The organism is Nonomuraea sp. GTA35 (assembly GCF_041950525.1).
Classification (GTDB): Bacteria; Actinomycetota; Actinomycetes; order Streptosporangiales; family Streptosporangiaceae; genus Nonomuraea.
In genome coordinates, this window is sequence record NZ_JBGNUV010000025.1 from 1 (window position 1) to 16,600 (window position 16,600).

12 protein-coding genes and 2 pseudogenes are annotated in these 16,600 nt (G+C 72.6%); 6 read left to right on the forward strand and 8 right to left on the reverse strand.

Features of this window, described 5'->3' with window-relative positions; genetic code table 11:
• Nucleotides 1–251 (forward strand): annotated as a pseudogene (locus tag ACBJ32_RS55445) (aminoglycoside phosphotransferase); the annotation flags it as partial.
• Nucleotides 252–434: 183 nt separating this feature from the next.
• On the opposite strand, the gene ACBJ32_RS55450 reads toward ACBJ32_RS55445, so the two are convergent.
• Both ACBJ32_RS55450 and ACBJ32_RS55455 read right to left on the reverse strand, forming a co-directional pair.
• Complete coding sequence (locus ACBJ32_RS55450; RefSeq protein WP_375133687.1) at nucleotides 435–3,146, reverse strand: hypothetical protein; 2,712 nt, start codon at nucleotides 3,144–3,146, stop codon at nucleotides 435–437.
• A 55-nt stretch (nucleotides 3,147–3,201) separates the two neighbouring features.
• The gene (locus ACBJ32_RS55455) at nucleotides 3,202–3,603 is read right to left on the reverse strand and encodes a hypothetical protein (protein ID WP_375133688.1); all 402 of its coding nucleotides are present in this window, start codon (nucleotides 3,601–3,603) and stop codon (nucleotides 3,202–3,204) included.
• Nucleotides 3,604–3,860: 257 nt separating this feature from the next.
• Here ACBJ32_RS55455 and ACBJ32_RS55460 point away from each other — a divergent pair, with 257 nt between their 5' ends.
• Nucleotides 3,861–7,697, forward strand: a complete 3,837-nt coding sequence (locus ACBJ32_RS55460; RefSeq protein ID WP_375133689.1) for a helix-turn-helix domain-containing protein — start codon at nucleotides 3,861–3,863, stop codon at nucleotides 7,695–7,697.
• 257 nt (nucleotides 7,698–7,954) lie between these two features.
• A complete protein-coding gene (locus tag ACBJ32_RS55465) occupies nucleotides 7,955–8,665 on the forward strand; it encodes a helix-turn-helix domain-containing protein (RefSeq protein WP_375133690.1) in 711 nt (236 codons plus the stop codon).
• Here ACBJ32_RS55465 and ACBJ32_RS55470 read toward each other — a convergent pair.
• Nucleotides 8,647–9,225 carry a dihydrofolate reductase family protein gene (locus ACBJ32_RS55470; RefSeq protein WP_375133691.1) on the reverse strand — a complete coding sequence of 193 codons (579 nt, stop codon included), beginning with the start codon at nucleotides 9,223–9,225 and terminating at the stop codon, nucleotides 8,647–8,649. The two genes, ACBJ32_RS55465 and ACBJ32_RS55470, sit on opposite strands and share 19 nt — an antisense overlap.
• Nucleotides 9,226–9,684: 459 nt before the next feature.
• Here ACBJ32_RS55470 and ACBJ32_RS55475 point away from each other — a divergent pair, with 459 nt between their 5' ends.
• On the forward strand, nucleotides 9,685–10,056 hold the full coding sequence (locus ACBJ32_RS55475) for a DUF4352 domain-containing protein (protein WP_375133692.1): 372 nt from the start codon (nucleotides 9,685–9,687) through the stop codon (nucleotides 10,054–10,056).
• A 94-nt stretch (nucleotides 10,057–10,150) separates the two neighbouring features.
• On the opposite strand, the pseudogene ACBJ32_RS55480 reads toward ACBJ32_RS55475, so the two are convergent.
• Nucleotides 10,151–10,352 (reverse strand): annotated as a pseudogene (locus tag ACBJ32_RS55480) (IS5/IS1182 family transposase); the annotation flags it as partial.
• Between the two features lie 220 nt (nucleotides 10,353–10,572).
• Here ACBJ32_RS55480 and ACBJ32_RS55485 point away from each other — a divergent pair.
• The gene (locus tag ACBJ32_RS55485) at nucleotides 10,573–11,922 is read left to right on the forward strand and encodes a carotenoid oxygenase family protein (RefSeq protein ID WP_375133693.1); all 1,350 of its coding nucleotides are present in this window, start codon (nucleotides 10,573–10,575) and stop codon (nucleotides 11,920–11,922) included.
• A 256-nt stretch (nucleotides 11,923–12,178) separates the two neighbouring features.
• Here ACBJ32_RS55485 and ACBJ32_RS55490 read toward each other — a convergent pair whose 3' ends face one another.
• Nucleotides 12,179–13,171, reverse strand: a complete 993-nt coding sequence (locus ACBJ32_RS55490; RefSeq protein WP_375133694.1) for a DUF664 domain-containing protein — start codon at nucleotides 13,169–13,171, stop codon at nucleotides 12,179–12,181.
• Between the two features lie 1,115 nt (nucleotides 13,172–14,286).
• On the opposite strand from ACBJ32_RS55490, the gene ACBJ32_RS55495 reads away from it, so the two are divergent.
• Nucleotides 14,287–14,682 (forward strand): hypothetical protein, encoded by a 396-nt coding sequence (locus tag ACBJ32_RS55495; protein WP_375133695.1) that lies wholly within the window; start codon nucleotides 14,287–14,289, stop codon nucleotides 14,680–14,682.
• 3 nt (nucleotides 14,683–14,685) lie between these two features.
• On the opposite strand, the gene ACBJ32_RS55500 is transcribed toward ACBJ32_RS55495, so the two are convergent.
• The 3 genes from ACBJ32_RS55500 to ACBJ32_RS55510 form a co-directional block, all read right to left on the reverse strand.
• Nucleotides 14,686–14,856 (reverse strand): hypothetical protein, encoded by a 171-nt coding sequence (locus ACBJ32_RS55500; protein WP_375133696.1) that lies wholly within the window; start codon nucleotides 14,854–14,856, stop codon nucleotides 14,686–14,688.
• A 117-nt stretch (nucleotides 14,857–14,973) separates the two neighbouring features.
• On the reverse strand, nucleotides 14,974–15,723 hold the full coding sequence (locus ACBJ32_RS55505) for an SDR family oxidoreductase (RefSeq protein WP_375133697.1): 750 nt from the start codon (nucleotides 15,721–15,723) through the stop codon (nucleotides 14,974–14,976).
• A gap of 81 nt (nucleotides 15,724–15,804) precedes the next feature.
• Nucleotides 15,805–16,545 (reverse strand): SDR family NAD(P)-dependent oxidoreductase, encoded by a 741-nt coding sequence (locus ACBJ32_RS55510; protein WP_375133698.1) that lies wholly within the window; start codon nucleotides 16,543–16,545, stop codon nucleotides 15,805–15,807.
• Nucleotides 16,546–16,600: the final 55 nt, after the last annotated feature.

The window sequence follows — 16,600 nt, forward strand, 5'->3', positions numbered from 1 at the left end:
TCGCCGGCGATCCCGCGTGGGACCTCGCCGCCGCGTGGGTGCTGCTCCCCGCGGGCACGGCCGCACGGTTCTTCGACGCGTACGCGCACGCGGACGAGGCGGCGATCAGGCGCGCCCGCGGGCTGGCTGCCATGAAGAGCCTCTTCCTGATGCTCATGGGGCACAACGGGGACCGGGGCCTTCCCGGCGGCAAGCCGCACTGGGGACCTGCGGGCCGGGCGGCACTTGATCGTGTTCTGAAGGGCGTTTGACGCAGTCAGCCCAGCTTGTCCCGGTTCGCAGCTTGCCGAACTACGAGCCGGCCGATCGGTGGCATGCCGATGGACACCGGCGAGTCCTTTCGTCGCTCCCTGGCGTCCATCTGGCTGATCTTGGCATCGGTGGCGGCGAGGCTGACGTCAGTTGCTCAACGTCGCCCGTTCACGCCGCCGCGCTCAGTTGCGCTGCAACGTCCGCGACATCGTGTTGCCGGGATCACGCGGGTCCTGTGAACGCACCTCCAGACTGTTGCCGTCCGCGCTGAGCGTGAAGGTGGCCGCACCCCACTCGAAATCGCAGTTCTGGCCGCCGGAGCCGTAGATCCAGCGGATCTCGCCCTCGTAGGTGGGCCCCTGCCCGGACAGGTGCACCTCCGCGCTCCCGGTCGGATAGGTGCAGCCGCTGTTGGGCTCCACCCAGTCGGCCCCGTATCGGGTGCCCTCGTAGAAGCCGTCGCCCAGGTCCTGGAAGTTCAGGTATCCGCCCCAGCGGCCGGACAGGTCGGGGGCCGGCTTCGGGGTGACGGTCAACTGGGTGCCGGCGGAGCGGCCGGCGTCCCGGCCCGTGACGGTCAGGCGGTACGCAGCCGGCTCGGCGGGCGCGTCGCCGCGCAGCGTCACCTGGCCGTTCCCGCCTGCGGTGGCCGTGGCGACGAGGGTGTCGCCGAGCGTCAGCCGCACGCTCTCGCCCGCGTCGAACCCCGTGGCAACCACCTCGAACGAGGCCTCTGCCTCCACCGACGACGGCACACGGGAGAGCCTGATCTCGGGCGCGGGGCGCTCCCGGACGGTGAGCGCGGCCTCGGCACGCCGTTCGGGGCTCCTGCCCTGGGCGGCGATCGTGTAGGCGCCGGCCGCGGCGCCCGCGGGGACGGCGCCGGGCAGCACCGCGGCGCCTCTGGTGTCGGCGGTGCGGGTGCCGAGATCGCCGCTGCCGCCCGGTCCCGACCAGGAGAACGTGATCTGCTCGCCGGGCTCGAAATTCGTGGCGCGCGCCTCGGTCGAGCCGCCGCTCTCGATGGTGGCGTCCGAGAGGGTCAGCCGAGGGGTCGCGGGGCGCGGTGTGAGGGGGTCGCGGCCCCGGTCCCGCGTCGTGTTCTCCCCCGTGTCGGGCGGGGGCCGCCGGACGGTGTCCGGTCCTGTGTCCGGCCCCGTGCCCGGCCCTGTGTCCGGCCCTGTGTCCGGCGGGGTACGGCGGATGGTGCCCGGGCCCGTGTCGGGCGAGGCGCGGCGGCCGGTCCCAGCCGGCGGATCGACGGTGCCGGCCAGCGGGCGGGTGGCGACGGGGGTGGTGACCGTTGCCGGCTGCTCCGCGGCGCTGGGGCCGGCCAGGTGCACGCCGATGGCGGCGGCTGCGGTGATCACCACGGTGGTGGTGACCGCGATCGCCAGCGTCGGCGCGCTGAAGAAGGATCCTCCCTTGCCCAGGAACGCCAGCGCCCCCGCGGCGCCCAGCCCGCCCCCGCCCAGGCCCATGAGCAGGCCGAGGGCGCGCTTGCGTACCTTCTCCTCGCTCTCGAAGTAGGCCACGTCGTCGGCCGCGCCCGCGTTCGCCGCCGCCGTCAGGCCGAGGGCGAGGGCCTGACCCCAGGCGCCCCAGCGCAGAGAGCGGCCGAGCAACGGCGCCGCGGCCCTGGCCAGGGCCCGCGCGGGGTCGTGCGCCTCCTCGCGCACCGCCGCCCGCAGCACGGCGACGATGACGGCGGCGTTCGCCGCCACCTCGGCGCGGGCCGCGGAGACGACCCAGGCGGTGAGCCGGGTGGCGTAACCGGCCGCGTCCCGCCTGCCGCACCGGACCGGTGATCCGTCCGCCAGGACGTGGCCGGGGCCGGAGGGCTCGGCGAGGCGCAGCCGCTGCAGCTCGGCGAGCGCCCCCTTGGCGTCGTCCGGGGAAGGGAGGGCGGCCAGCGCGGCCAGCACCGGTGCGGAGACGGGCACGCCGGGCAGCGCGGCCAGCGCGCGGGCCGCCGCGGACCTGTCGCCGTCCAGCGACGCCAGCAGGGCGCGGGCGGCGGTGTCGGGGTCGGCCGCCACGGGGAGCACGCCGTTCGCGCGCATCAGGGCGGCCGCCTGGAAGAGCGTTCTCGGGTGGCCGTTCGCGGCCCGGCACAGCTTCCGGATGGCGGCGCGCTCCTCCCCGCTCAAGGCGCCGGCCGGAGCCGGGACCGCCTCGGCGGTGTTCGGGGCCGAGGCCGCCTCGGCGCAGGTCAGGTCCGGACCTCCCTCCGTGGTGGCCCGGCCCGAGGCCACCTCGGCGGTGGTCAGGGTGACGGCGTCGTCCTCCGCCAGCCCGCCGAGCGGCAGGACGTGGCCCTCCGCGCCCAGGACCCGCTGCGTCGAGGCGAGGAGCAGCCCGACGCCGGGGGTGGCGTCGAGCAGCCGCTCCAGCGACTCGGCCGACCCCTCGTAGCCGTCGATCACGACGAGCGCCCGCACCTTGCCCATGAGCTGCCGCAACCGCTTGGGCGGCGGCAGGTACCCGGGGCTTTCGTAGCAGGCCTCGAACAGCTCCTGGACGATGTCCTCGGTCTCCAGCCCGGCGGCCGACAGGTACACGACGTCCTCACCGGCGTCCGCCGCGTCGCGGGCGATCCTGCTCAGCACGGCCGACTTGCCGATGCCCGGCGGCCCGTAAACCAGGACGGGGGCGCCGCGCTCGGCGAGCCAGCCGCGGATGCGCGCCAGGTCGCGGTCGCGGCCGATCAGGTTTCCCGCGCTCTCCGGCAGGAAGCGGGGGTCGGGATGCTCCCGCTTGCGCACCGGGACCGGGCCGCCCTCGCGCGCGGTGACGAACGTCCGCCCGTCGGTGTAATGAACGACGTTGTTGTCACCGACGAGTACGTTTCCGTTATTGTCCCCGTTGATGTTCATGTGGACGGCCTCTGACACTCTTCCTCCCATTCTCCGGACGATTTCCGTACGGCGGCCGGACGGCCCGGCGGCGTCATCGTGTCTCCGATCGGTGAATGCGGGCGGTGTTGTGATCACCGATGATCAGATTGCCGTTGTTGTGCCCGTCGACGCGCACGTTCGTCGTGCCCGTGGTGGCGGCCCGCAGCTCGCGGAGCAGGCCCTCGATCTCGCCCGTGCAGTCCGGACGGCTCGTCAGCAGCTCGGCGATCCGCCCCTGCCAGTGGCCCGCCAGGACGGACGCGGGTATCTCGCTGTCACGCAGCGCCTGGCCGGATCGTTCCAAAGCGGTCTCCTCGGCCGCCACGCGTTCCGGGTCGCCGCCGCCGACGACCCGGGCGACCCGGGCCCGCGCGCTCGTCCAGCCGTCCGAGACCATCGCCTGTACGAGGGCCTGCGCCGTCGCCCCGGCGAGGGTCAGCAGCTCCAGGTCCATCGCCACCCCCTTTCTTCGTGCCATTCCAAGCGGCCAATATCCGCTTATGTGGACATTTCCGGAAAAGCGGGGACGGTCGCCTTCTGTCCGCGCCCCTATTCGCCGGGCGGAAGCACCGTCCCACGCCTTCATGCCGACATTCAACATCGCGTCCGGCGTTGGGTGCGGTGGCGATGAATTACCCGTACAACTCCGTACAGGGCCCTTTAGCATGGGCTTCGGCTTCACCCCCCGAAAAGGACCTCAGGAGACGCTCGATGCAGCAGCAGTCCCCCGACGACGTCCCCGCCCTCATCACGACCCGCGAGGAGTTCGCCGCGGCGCTCAGCCGCCTGCGCGAACGCGCCGGAATCTCCGTGCGCGCTCTCGCCGCGGCCGTCGGCGGGCAGAGCGGCACCATCGGCGACTGGCTCGCGGGCCGCGGCCTGCCCGCCACCTCCTCGCGCGAGCTGCTCGTTAAGGTGCTGCGTGCGTGCGGAGTCACCGACGACGCGGAAGTAGAGCAATGGCTGGCGGCCTGGCGGCGGGTCCGCCGCCAGCCCGGCCCCCGTCCCGCAGGCCCGGAGCCGTACCGGGGACTGAACGGCTTCGGACGCGAGCACGCCGAGTGGTTCTTCGGGCGCGAGGCCGTGACCGCGCGGCTCGTCGCCGAGCTGACCCGATCGCCCGCGCCCGGCGGGCTCCTGGTCGTGGTCGGCGCCTCAGGCTCGGGCAAGTCCTCGCTCCTCGAAGCGGGCGTGGCGGCCCGGCTCGCCGGCCCGGCCCGCCGGGTCGAGACGTTCACCCCCGGCGCCCGCCCGCTCGACGCCCTCGCCGCACGCACCTCCACGGCCGACCCCCGCCCTGCCGTACTGATCGTGGACGCCTTCGAGGAGGTCTTCACCCTCTGTGAGGACGACGGGGAGCGGCGCCGGTTCATCGACGCGGTCTGCGCGGCCGCCGCCACCGGCCCGGTGGTGCTCGGCCTGCGCGCCGACTTCTACGCCCACGCGCTGCACCACCCGGGGCTCCTGGCCGCGCTGCAGGACAGGCAGATCGCGATCGGCCCGATGAACGAGCGCGAATTACGCGACGCCATCGAGAAGCCGGCGCTCAAGGCCGGCGTCGAGCTGGAGAAGGGCCTGGTCGAGCTGGTGCTGCGCGAGGTCGCGCCACGCGGCGGCGGCAACGGCGAGGCGCACGAGGCCGGCACCCTCCCGCTGATCTCCCACGCCCTGTGGTCCACCTGGCGCAAGAGCCAGGGCCGCCGGCTCAGCATCGCCGCCTACCGGGAGGCCGGCGGCATCGACGGCGCCGTGGCGGAGACCGCCGGCCGGGTCTACGAGTCGCTGACCGGGCCGCAGCAGGCCCTGGCGCGGCGGCTGTTCCTCACCCTGGCCCACATCGCGCCCGACACCGCGATCACCCGCCGCCGCCTCCCGCTTCCCGAACTGCTCGCCGAGCTGCTCCCCGGCCCGGACGGCGAAGGTGACGGTGACAGCGACGGCACGTCTGGCCCGGACGGCGGCGAAGGCGTGCGAGTCACCGAGGTCGAGGAGGTGCTCGGCCGTTTCGTCGCCGAACGCCTGATCACGGCCGACAAGGAGAGCGTGCGCATCAGCCACGAGGCGCTGCTGTCCGCTTGGCCCGAGCTGCGTTCGTGGCTGGAGCAGGACCAGGCCGGCCTGGCCACCGGCCGCGACCTCGCCGCCGCCGCCTCCACCTGGGACAGGGCCGGCCGCACGAAGGACTTCCTGTACCAGGGCACCCGCCTGGCCGTCGCCCGCGAATGGGCGGGGCGGGTGGGCGGCCACACCGCGCCCGGCCGCCTGGCCCGCGAGTTCCTGGACGCCTCACTCGCCCAGGAGCACGCCGAGGCGGACGCGCGGCACCGCAGGACCCGCCGCCTGCGCCTGCTGGCCGCCGTCCTGGCCGTGCTGCTGGTGCTCACCGGCACCGCCGTCGTGATCGCGGTGCGCCAGCAACTGGAGGCGGGCAGGCAGCGCGACACGGCGCTGTCGGGCAAGGCGGCCGACGACGCCGTCGCGCTGCGGGCCGGCAACCCGGCGCTGGCCGCGCAGCTCGCCCTCGCCGCCCACCAGGTCACACCGACCCCGGAATCCCGCGGCGCCCTGCTCAGCGCGCTCGGCAGCCCGTACGCCACGGTGCTCGGCGCGCACACCGACGCCGTCTACGCGGCGGAGTTCACCCCCGACGGGCGGCGCCTGGCCAGCGTGAGCCTGGACGGCACGCTGCGGCTGTGGGACGTCGCCGACCGGCTCCGCCCGGCCGCGACGGCCACGGTGACCGGCGACCCGTCCGGCATCGCCGCGGCGGCGTTCAGCCCCGACGGCCGTACGCTCATCACGGGCGGCAACGACGAGACGGCGCGGCTGTGGGACATGACCGTGCCCGGCGGCCCGGAGCGGGTCGCGACCCTGTCCGGGCACACGGAGGGCATCATCGGCGTGGCCTTCGCCCCCGGAGGCCGGACCGTGGCGACCGTGAGCTACGACCGCACGGCGCGGCTGTGGGACGTCACCGACCCGCACCGTCCCAGCCCGCTGGCGACGCTGGACGCCGGCCCCGCTCCCTTGTCGGCGGTGACCTTCGGCCCGGACGGCCGCACCCTGGTCGTCACCGCCTTCTCCGAGCGGGTGTCCGTGTGGGACGTCGCCGACCCGCGGCGCCCGCGCCGCCTGCCCGATCTGACCGGCCACACCGGCAACGTGCTGGCCGCCGCGATCAGCCGCGACGGGCGGCTGCTGGCGACCGGCGCGTTCGACAACACCGTGCGCCTGTGGGACTTCGGCGACCCGCGGCACGTCCGCCACCTCGCCACGCTGACCGGGCACGACAACGGCGTCGTCGCGATCGCGTTCGGCCCCGACGGGCGCACGCTGGCCACCGGCGGCTACGACCGCACCGTCCGTTTGTGGGACGTCTCCGCCCCGAAGGACGCGGGCGACCGCGACCCGGCCGTGCTGAGCGGGCACTCCGGCACCGTCTACACGGTCGCCTTCCACCCCGACGGGGCGTCCCTGGCCACCGGCGGCGGGGACGACGCCGTACGGCTGTGGGATCTGCGCCGCCCGATCGTGGCCGGTCAGAGCGGCGACGTGGCGGCGCTCGCCTACCGCCCCGACGGTCGTGTCCTGGCCACCGGCAGCTACCGGAAGACCAGGCTGTGGGAGGTGTCCGGGACGGGCCGGCCCCGCCCGCTCGCCGTCCTGACCGCCCAGCCGAACTCCGTCACGGCGATCGCCTTCTCCCGCGACGGGCAGCTCATGGCCACCGGGAGCCTCGACTTCACCGTGGCCCTGTGGGACGTGCGCGATCCCGCCCGGCCCCGGCTCATGAAGCGGTGGGACGCCGGGACCGGCAACGTGTTCGCCCTGGCGCTCGCCCCCGACGGCCGCACCCTCGCCGTCGCGGGCGAGAAGTTCGACATCGGCCTGTGGGACATCGCCGACCCGGCCCGCCCCCACCTGCTCACCCGCGCCACCGGGCACGTCGACGCCGTCAACGCGCTGGCGTTCGCCCCGCTCGGCCGGGTGCTCGCCTCGGGCGGCGGCGACCGTACGGTGCGGCTGTGGGACGTGGCCGACCAGAGGCGCCCACGCCCGCTCGCCACCGTGCGCGCGCACGACAAGGGCGTGCTGTCGCTGGGCTTCCGCGACGACGGGCGCGTCCTGGCCTCCGGCGGCGCCGACCGCGCCGCCCGGCTGTGGCAGGTGGCCGACCCGTCCCGCCCGGCGCCGGAGGCGACGCTCGGCGCGCACACCGACGGCGTGACCGGGGTCGCGTTCCAGGCGGGCGGGCGCGTGCTGGCGACCGGCAGCGGCGACGGCACGGCCCGGCTGTGGGACGTGGCCGACCCGTCCCGGCCGGTCGCCTCGGCCGCGCTCACCGGCCACACGGGCACGGTCAACGCGGTGGCCTTCGCGCCCGGCGGGGCGGTGCTGGCCACCGGTGGCGAGGACTCGACGGTCCGGCTGTGGGGCACCGATCCTGGCCGGGCCGCTAGGGACGTCTGCGCGCTGGCGTTCCCCGCGATCACGCGAGCCGAGTGGCATCGCTACCTGCCCGGCCCGGCGTACCGGCCGCCCTGCTAGGGATCCACCGATCGGTGGATCGCTGCTCCTGGTGGTGTGGCGGCGGCAGCGACCACCAACCGGTATGCGGCCGCAGGTATCCGCTCCGCGACAAGGCGGGACCTCTACGACCGCATCGGCCTGCGATCGCGTCCGCTTGGTTGGATCGCGCGGTCGAGGTCGAAGCTCGGTTCAGCGTAGCCCGCACAGCTTGCCGTAGCGCAACGCCGGATGGCCGGGCGAGCCACGGAGAACGTGAAGCGACGTATCCTTCGCCCGTGGGACTGCGGTTCAAGACGCGCGGGTCGGACTCGGCATGGATCGACACCGTGTGGACATGCACGAGCGGGCAGGTCACCGCAATGACGTCCGTCGCGGGGGTGCGTTGCGGCCTGCTGTTCTGGGAACAGGCTGGCCGGGCCTACGCGGGCATCACCGGTCCCGAGACCCGGACCGGCACGGCGCCGGTCCCGGAGGGCGCGACCTTCACCGGCATCGAGTTGGCCGTGGGCACCTCGTTGCGGACCGTGCCCACGCCGGCGCTGGTCGACGGCGGCATCGAGCTCCCCGACACCACGCGCCGGACGTTCCGGCTGGACGGCACGCGCTGGGACAGGCCCGGCCCCGACGACGCCGAGGCTCTGGTCGAACGTCTCGTCCGGGCCGGCATCGTGGTCCGTGACATGCTCCTCGTCGAGGTGCTGCGGGGTCACCGCCCGGCGGTCTCGGGGCGCACGGTCGAACGCCGGTTCCGCGCCGCGACCGGACTGACGCAGGGCACCGTCCGGCAGATCGAGCGTGCCCGCACGGCGGCGCAGCTGCTGGCTGCCGGCGACCCGGCCACCGACGTCGTCGCCAAGCTCGACTACTGCGACGAGCCGCACCTGGCCCGCGCATTGCGCTCCTACGTCGGACGCACCGTCAGGCAACTGCGCGAGGGCGCCGGCGGCGCGATCGCCCTCGACCTGGATCAGCGCCTGACGTCGTAGACCAGCTTCAGGATCCCGTTGGAGTAGCTCTCCGATTCCCGCAGCGTCAGCATGTGCTTGTCCCGGTCGGCCCGGCCGAACAGGCTCTTCCCGGCACCGAGCAGCACGGGAAAGAGGAGCAGGTTGTACTGGTCGATCAGACCCGCGTCCGACAGCCGCCGAGCCAGCTCCGCGCTCCCGTGGATATAGATCGCGCCGCCCTCGTCCTCCTTGAGCGCGGCGACGTCCTCGGTCGAGCGCAGGATCGTGGTCGGCCCCCATCCGTCGACGATGGCGTCGTCGGACAGCGTGGACGACACCACATACTTGGGCAGCTCCTTGTAGTCGGCGTGGTCCTCCGAGCCGGGCCAGGTTGTCGCGAACGCCTCGTAGCTGCGACGGCCGAACATCAGCGCCGTCGTGTCGGTGAGCTCCTCACCCTTCAGAGACCAGGCTTCGGGGACGAACTCCAGGTCCTTGAACACCCACCCGCCGCTGCGGTGTTCCTCTCCCGGCCCGCCCCCGGGCGAGTCCACGACGCCGTCGAGCGACATGAAACCGGTGTAGACCAAGTTACGCACTGTGCTGTCTCCTTTGCGCGGGCGAGCTGCCGGGTCCACGGTAGAGCACGGCCGCGGTCGCCGTCTTGAACGAAAACGACAGCGGGGCCAGAACGCGTATCTGAACACCGGCGGGGACCGGCTCGTCCCTGGTCAGGGTGAGATGTTGATCAAGTCGCGGTGGAGGTGAGGCGGGGCTGCGGTGGGGAGGTTGTCTGCGGGTGATCCAACGGTGGCGGTCCGCCTGTACTGGGTGCGCTGCACGAACTGCGCCTGCGCGGCGATCACGTTGTCGACCCTGCGGGACAGCTCGCCCGGGAAGCCTCATCGGCCACGTCGGTCTTTCGCCAGAGCGGCCCCCAGCCTGGGTACGGGTATCAGCCGCCCACCCCGCCGCCACCGCCACGGCGCAGCAACACCGGCCTGATCCTCGCCCTGGCGATCGGCATCCCGCTCCTGCTGCTCGGCGGATGCGCCGCTGTGGTGCTGGTCTTCGTCGACGCGGGCCGGGACACGATCGTGACCGAGGCTGACTCGCCGGACCGGCTGCTCCCGTCCAGCCAGCGGCCGGCCGAGCAGCCCATGCAGGAGCAGCCGGCCCCCGCCGCAGTCGGCGGGGCGATCACTCTGCAGGGCTTGGACCCCGGCCTGAAGATGCAGGTGACCGTTGCGCGGCTGATCGACCCGGCGACGGGCGATCAGTTCTCGAAGCCGAAGAGCGGCAACCGGCTCGTCGCGGTTGAGGTCACGCTGGCCAATGTCGGTGAGGCGGTGTACGACGATTCTCCGACGAACGGAGCGCTGCTGATCGATGGGGAAGGCCAGCAGTTCCGGACGACGTTCCACGGGTGACCGGGAGCGCTTGACATCACGTTTGCGGCCCGCCGTAGCTTTGGAAGTGCTGGGCGGTGACCTGCGGCTAAGAGGTCGCGCCCATAGGTGACGGTCATCGGCGTCGATGGGTTCGGGGGCCCCAGCGGTGAGTGTGCCAGGCTCGGCGGATCAGATTACGGACAGTGATGATGGTGGGAGTCGGTGAGGTCGAAGAAGGCCTCCGCGACCTGAGCTCGTCGTTCGTGACAGCGGGCCGGGCGGGTGAAGGCGTCCTGCCAGGCGTTCGTCCGCTCACCATGCCGGCGCGCTGCCGCGCCTGATCGCCCTCCTGGAGCGGGCAGGGCTCGTGAGCCGGGTGCCCGCGCCGGTCTTGTCGGGGCCTCCGTCCGCGCCTGCCGCCGAAGATTCTTGCACCGTCCTGGCCTGCGAGTACGCCGGGCGGCTGACGGCGTCCGGCAGAACAAGACTGTTCTTCGCGGATTTTCCCGCGCATGGTTGTCGGCGTCCCCCGAGCACGACGACAGGAGATCCACCATGACCGAGACCGTCCCGCTGCATCTCGCGGGCAACAACGCGCCGGTCGCGGAGGAGGTGACGCTGGAACCCACCAAGGTGACGGGCGAGATTCCCGCTGAGCTGTCGGGCCAGTTCTTCCGCAACGGGCCCAACCCGCGCACCGGCTGGTCGCCCCACTCGTTCGCGGGCGACGGCATGATCCACACGATCGCGCTGGACGGCGGCCGGGCACGCTGGTACCGCAACCGGTACGTCCGCACGCCGCTGTACGAGCACCCCGGCGAGTCCCGGTTCGCCCTCGCCTTCGATCCCGGCACGGGCCGGATCGACTACCGGGTGACCACAGCCAACACGCATTTGATCGCGCATGCGGGCAGGCTGTTCGCGCTGGAGGAGGGCGGCTTCCCGTACGAGGTGACGCCCGACCTGGCCACCATCGGGGCGTACACCTTCGACGGGACGCTGCAGACGCCGATGACCGCGCACCCGAAGACCTGTCCCATCACCGGTGAGCTGCTGTTCTTCGGCTATCGGCTGCGCCCGCCGTACCTGACGTACTACCGCGCTGACGCTGCGGGGAAGGTGGTGCAGACGCGGGTGATCGACGTGCCGCGGGCGACGATGATGCACGACTTCGCCGTCACCCGCGATCACGTGATCTTCCTGGACCTGCCGGTCGTCTTCGACGCGGCCCGGGCCGCCGCCGGTGCACCGCCATGGCGCTGGGACGACGCCCATCAGGCCAGGTTCGGCGTCCTGCCGCGCACGGCCGGCGACGACGCGCCCGTACGCTGGTTCGACATCGCGCCGTGCTACGTCTGGCACACCATGAATGCCTTCGAGGACCCCGCCACCGGCACGATCACGGTCATCGGCACCCGGGTGCCGTCGCTGTGGCGCGGCGGCCCGGAGGACGTCGGCGGCGGCCTGCCCACGTTGCACCGCTGGACCCTGGACCCGCGCGCGGGCACGGTCGCGGAGGCTCCCGTCGACGACGCGCCCAGCGAGTACCCGCGTGTCGCCGACAGCACCATCGGGCTGCCGCACCGCTACGGCTACACCACCAGCTTCGCCCTGGAGGCCGAACCGGAACGGTCGGAGATCTACGCCTACGACCTGGCCGACGGCGGCGGACGGGCGGTGCACCGCTTCCCGGCCGGGCACACCTGCGGCGAGGCGGTGTTCGTGGCGGCGGGCGCGGCCGGGGAGAACGACGGCTACCTGATGACCTTCGCCCACGACCGGGCCACCGACCGCAGCTATCTGGCCATCCTGGACGCCGCCGATCTGGCTGCGCCGCCGCTGGCCGAGGTGCATGTCCCGGTCCGCGTCCCGGCCGGCTTCCACGGCAACTGGATCCCGGCCTGAGCATCGGGGGTACCGTCCGCCGAGTCTCAATGATCCTCAGCTGAGCGGTCGCGCGGATAGGGGACGGTCGTCGGCGTCGATCATAGATCGCCGCCGCGCCAGCGGCGAACGACTCCTCGTGGGGGTTGGCGCACCCCGTGGTGCCCGCCTGGCCGCCGCGATGGTCGTCTTGGGTAGTTTGCCTCTTCTCGCAGGTCAAAGCGATCTGATCTTGTCAGGTGCCAGGCCGGGAGGCGCCCGGGCCCTTCTTTCGGGCTCACAAACCGATCACCCCGTCGATCCGCTCGCGAAGCAGGTCGGCGTGCCCGTTGTGCCGTGCGTACTCCTCGATCAGATGAACGAGCACCCAGCGCAGCGACACGGCGCCGCGCCACGCGTCGTGCCCTTCGACGTCGAGATCGGCCGCCCGGGCCACGAACTTCTCGGCGAACGCCACCTCGGCGTCCCAGGCCTGCCAGGCCGCCTCGATCACCTCTGGGTCGTTCACAGCCGCGTCGAAGTCCCCGTCGGGGTCCGAGCCGGAGGAGAAGATCGGCGGCGCGTCCTGACCGGCCAGCACACGTCGGAACCAGCGGCGCTCCACATCGGCCAGATGCCGCACCAGCCCCAGCAGCGACAGCGTCGAAGGCTCAACCGACCGGCGCGCCAGCTCCGTCGACACCCCCGAGCACTTCAACCGCAGAGTCTCGCGCTGGTCCCGCAGCACGTCCTGCAGGAGCCATCGCTCGTCGCCGGTCGCGGGCCCGCTGAACCGGCGGTCGTCGCCGCCTGTGGGGAAGAGGTCTCCCCTCCTCTTTCCGCTGACCGCACTGGATGCGGACGGCTCCTGCGTCGGCGCACCATGCAGCGGCAGGTGCTTGGTCAGCGCCGTAACCCGGTTGCGCGGGCCGAACAGCCCGATCGCGACGTACTCGATCTCCTCGCCCGGAGTGGCGGCGAGCGCGATGAGATAGTCGTCATATTCGCGGGCTCGCCGCGCCACCTCGTCGAAGCCCACGGTGACCAGGTCTTCCCGGCCGGTAGCCCGCTGATACAGCTCGCGCAGTTGGTCAGGCGTGCCGCTCAGCACGGGCACCGGATGCGGGTCCAGCCCGGCATGCAGGCCGCCTGAGGCATCCTTGGCGTCTTCCGGCGGCGGGCCGGGCAGCCGCACGCCCAGGCTCAGGCCCAGCACGGCGGCGGCGTTCACCGCCCACGCGTGCGGCAGGTCGGCACGGATGACGACGACCAGTCTCGTGGGCAGGGGCATAGGAGACTCACCTTCGGTACGAGTTAAGCGGAAGCGTCCAGAAACCTAGTCATCTGGTCGGTTGCTGGAGCGTCTTGGCGAACAATCGACCGGAAAGGAGACTGCCATGCGATCACATCTGAACTTCGTTCGGCGAGCACGGGATCGCGCCGACTGAATGGCCGCCGTGGCCAGCGAAGGACCCATCATGGTGCGCGCCCGGGGAAACGAGCACGATGGTCGTTACAGGGCCGGGTCGCCCTGCAGCGGGCCCGGCAGGGGTCACGAAGACAGGGCGCGGAAAGCGTTGTGCCGGTTCCATGACAGGGGGAGGCCGGCCCCACAGCCTTCCCTCCAGCTTCTGCAGGGTCGGCTCCCCCTCCACCTGCCGCCCTCGCCCGAAACCACGCTGAGCTGGAAGGAATCCGGTCTGTTCAGGTGCGGCCGGAGGCTAGTGGAATGGGGGTATGCAATTACTTCCGGGCCGTCGCCCTGTTACCGCGGCCGAGGTGGCTACGGCCGAGGAGATTCCGCCGCGGCTGCGCACCCCCCCGAGCGGCGGCATGGTGGATCGTCCCCCGATCCCGGGCAGGAGCGCACAGTCGCCTTTAGCTGCGGTCGGTGGCCCGGTGTGATCAGGCGCATGCCGCGCGGGGGCGGTGATCTGTGTTCCGCCGCATGCCAGGCGCGTTTCGGTGAGGGGAGTGCGAACCATGTCGAACGGTCGGGCACGTCACCCTGGGAACGGTACGACCCGCCGTCAGTTCGTGCTCGGATCTCGCGATGGTCAGGGACTGAAGACGCCTTCTTTCCGGTGCTGGTGCAGGCCGATCGCTGTGCAGCGGCTTCAGCCGGCGGACAAGCACTGGCAGGGAGTGGCGGTACGAATCGCGCGCCGCGGCCCTCACGTCGCCGATCGTGCGGATGCCGTCGGCATCACTGGTGCCGCTCCACTTCGCACTCGAGCAGACTTACTTTGTAAAGGCGTCCGGATTCTATTGATATTTATTTTTCATCTTTAATGGCACGGGCTTCGCCCGTACGCCCCCATAAACAGCGCCTTGCTACAGGCTCTGGCCGAAGCACCACGGTATGTGCGGAGGAGGAGGCTCGCCAGCACGGTCAGGTTCGTGCGCATGGATCCCATGATCGCCCCGCCCTTCGAAGAGCCAGCCCACCGCCCTGGCCAGTCGGCGCTCGGCGCGGACGGCGTGCTCGCCGGCGGCTACATCTGGAGCGCCGAAGAGGGCATGCGGCGCCTGCCCGACGCCGGTGGCCTGGCCGCGCCCAAGGCCGTCAACGACGATGACGTGATCGCCGGCACGCACACGTGCGCGGCGGCCGGCACCGCCGCCCACGCGGCGGTCTGGGCCGGCCCCGGCGCGGCGCCGGCCCTGCTGCCCGACCCGGCGACCGGCACCGCCACGATGGCCAATGCCGTCAACGCGCAGGGCGAGATCACGGGGTGGGCCGAGGCCCCCGACGGCTCGCGGCGCGCCCTCGTGTGGCGGCCCGCGTCCAGGAGCTCCTGAGCCTCAGCCGGCCGGCGCGGCCGAGACCGGACAGCGGGCCTGCTTCTGGACCTCGGTCAGGTGGCCAGCCGCCTGGAAGGGCTCGGCGTGGATCTTGCAGACGTCGGCGGCGGGCGCCTCGCCGCCGTCGCGTCGCCTGGAACGCCGCCCGGCGATGTCGGCAACCGGGTCCACCCGGGCGAGGAGGCCGGCAGCGTTTCCGGCCGGGCGGCTGTTTCGTAGGCGACGCTACGCAACATCTCGCCGATCCACACGACCGAGAGTGTGGGCAGGCCCGCTGACGAGTCGAGGTCAGTAGGCGAGTTCTCCGATGCCGCCATCGACGCGCAGGACGGTGCCGGCGGTGTAGGCGGACTCGTCGGAGGCCAGGTAGACAGCCGCCTTCGCCAGCTCGGTGGCGGTGCCGATGCGATGCAGGGGTACGGTCCGCCGCAGCTCGTCGTACAGGGCGGCTTGCCGCTCGGGGCCGAGTGAGGCGAACGTGTCCGTGAGGGTCGGCCCCGGGCTGAGCCCGTTGACGCGGACGCCCCGCTCCTTCAGTTCGTAGGTCAGCCCGCGCGACAGGGACAGCAGGCCGGCCTTGGCGGCGCCGTAGACCGCCGCGTTCTCGTGCCCGATGAAGGCGGAGACGGAGCCGACGAGGATGACGGACGCCTGCCGGGACAACAGCGGCAGCAGGGCCTTGATCAGGAAGAACGGGCCCTTGAGGTTGGTGGCGACGAGCCGGTCGAATGCCTCCTCGGTCCATTTCTCGATCGGCAGGTGGGTGACGTCGGCGGCGTTGCTCATCACGATGTCGAGCTTCGGCCACTCCTGCCGCAGCCGCGCCGCGAGCGCTGCCTGGCCGGGCACGTCGCCGGCGTCGGACAGCACGGGCAGCACCCGGCCGCCCAGCTGCCGGGTGGCCTCCTCCAGACGTTCGCGCGAACGGCCGGTGATCGCGACGGCTGCTCCCTCGGCGAGGAACTCGCGGGCGGTCTCGAACCCGATGCCGCTTGTCCCGCCTGTGATCAGTGCGTGCTTTCCCGCAAGACGACCCATTGGCCTTGATCTCCTCACTCGCGCCTGAGCGCGTGGTTCCGGTAACGGTGGTTGTGCAGAGGGGCGGAAGCGCGCCCCGGGTCAGATGGCGGTGCGGCCTCCGTCGGCGGCCACGACCGCGCCGGTGACGTAGCCGGCCTGGTCGCCGGCGAGGAAGGCGATGACCTGGGCGACCTCGGCCGGGGCGGCGGTGCGCTTCAGCGCGGTCGTCAGGCCCATGCCGCCGAGGTCCGGTCCCATGGCCGCCACCACCTTGGAGGTGGTCATCGGGCCGGGTGCCACGGCGTTGACGCGCACGTTGGAGGCGGCGAACTCGGCCGCCCAGGTGCGGGTCAGGGACTCCAGTGCCGCCTTGGTGGCGCCGTAGACCGCCATCGGCGGCATGCCCAGGGCGGCCGCGGTGGAGCTGACGTTGACGATGCTGCCGCCCCCGGCGGCGGCCATCTTCGGTGCGAGCTGGGCGACCAGGATGAACGGTGCGCGCACGTTGACCGCGAAGGCGGCGTCGTAGGCGGCGAGGTCCTGGTCGGCGGTCGGGCTGAACGGGACGACGCCCGCGTTGTTGACGAGGATGTCCACTGCCCCGGCGTTCTCGGCCAGCTGCCGCACGGCCTGCGGGTCGGCCAGGTCGGCGGGGATGAAGCGCGCGGTGCCGACCGCGCCGGCTCGCACGTCGTCCACGACCTGGGCGCCGCGGTCCGGGTCGGTGCCGGTGATGATCACGTTGGCGCCGCCGGCGGCGAGGATCCTCGCTGTCGCGTGCCCGAGGCCGCCGATGGCGCCCGATCCGGTGATCAGTGCCGTCTTGCCGTGGAAGTCCATGGGGGTCCTGCCTCTTCTCGTCCTCCGGTACGCTCGCGCGCCGGAGGACTTCCGT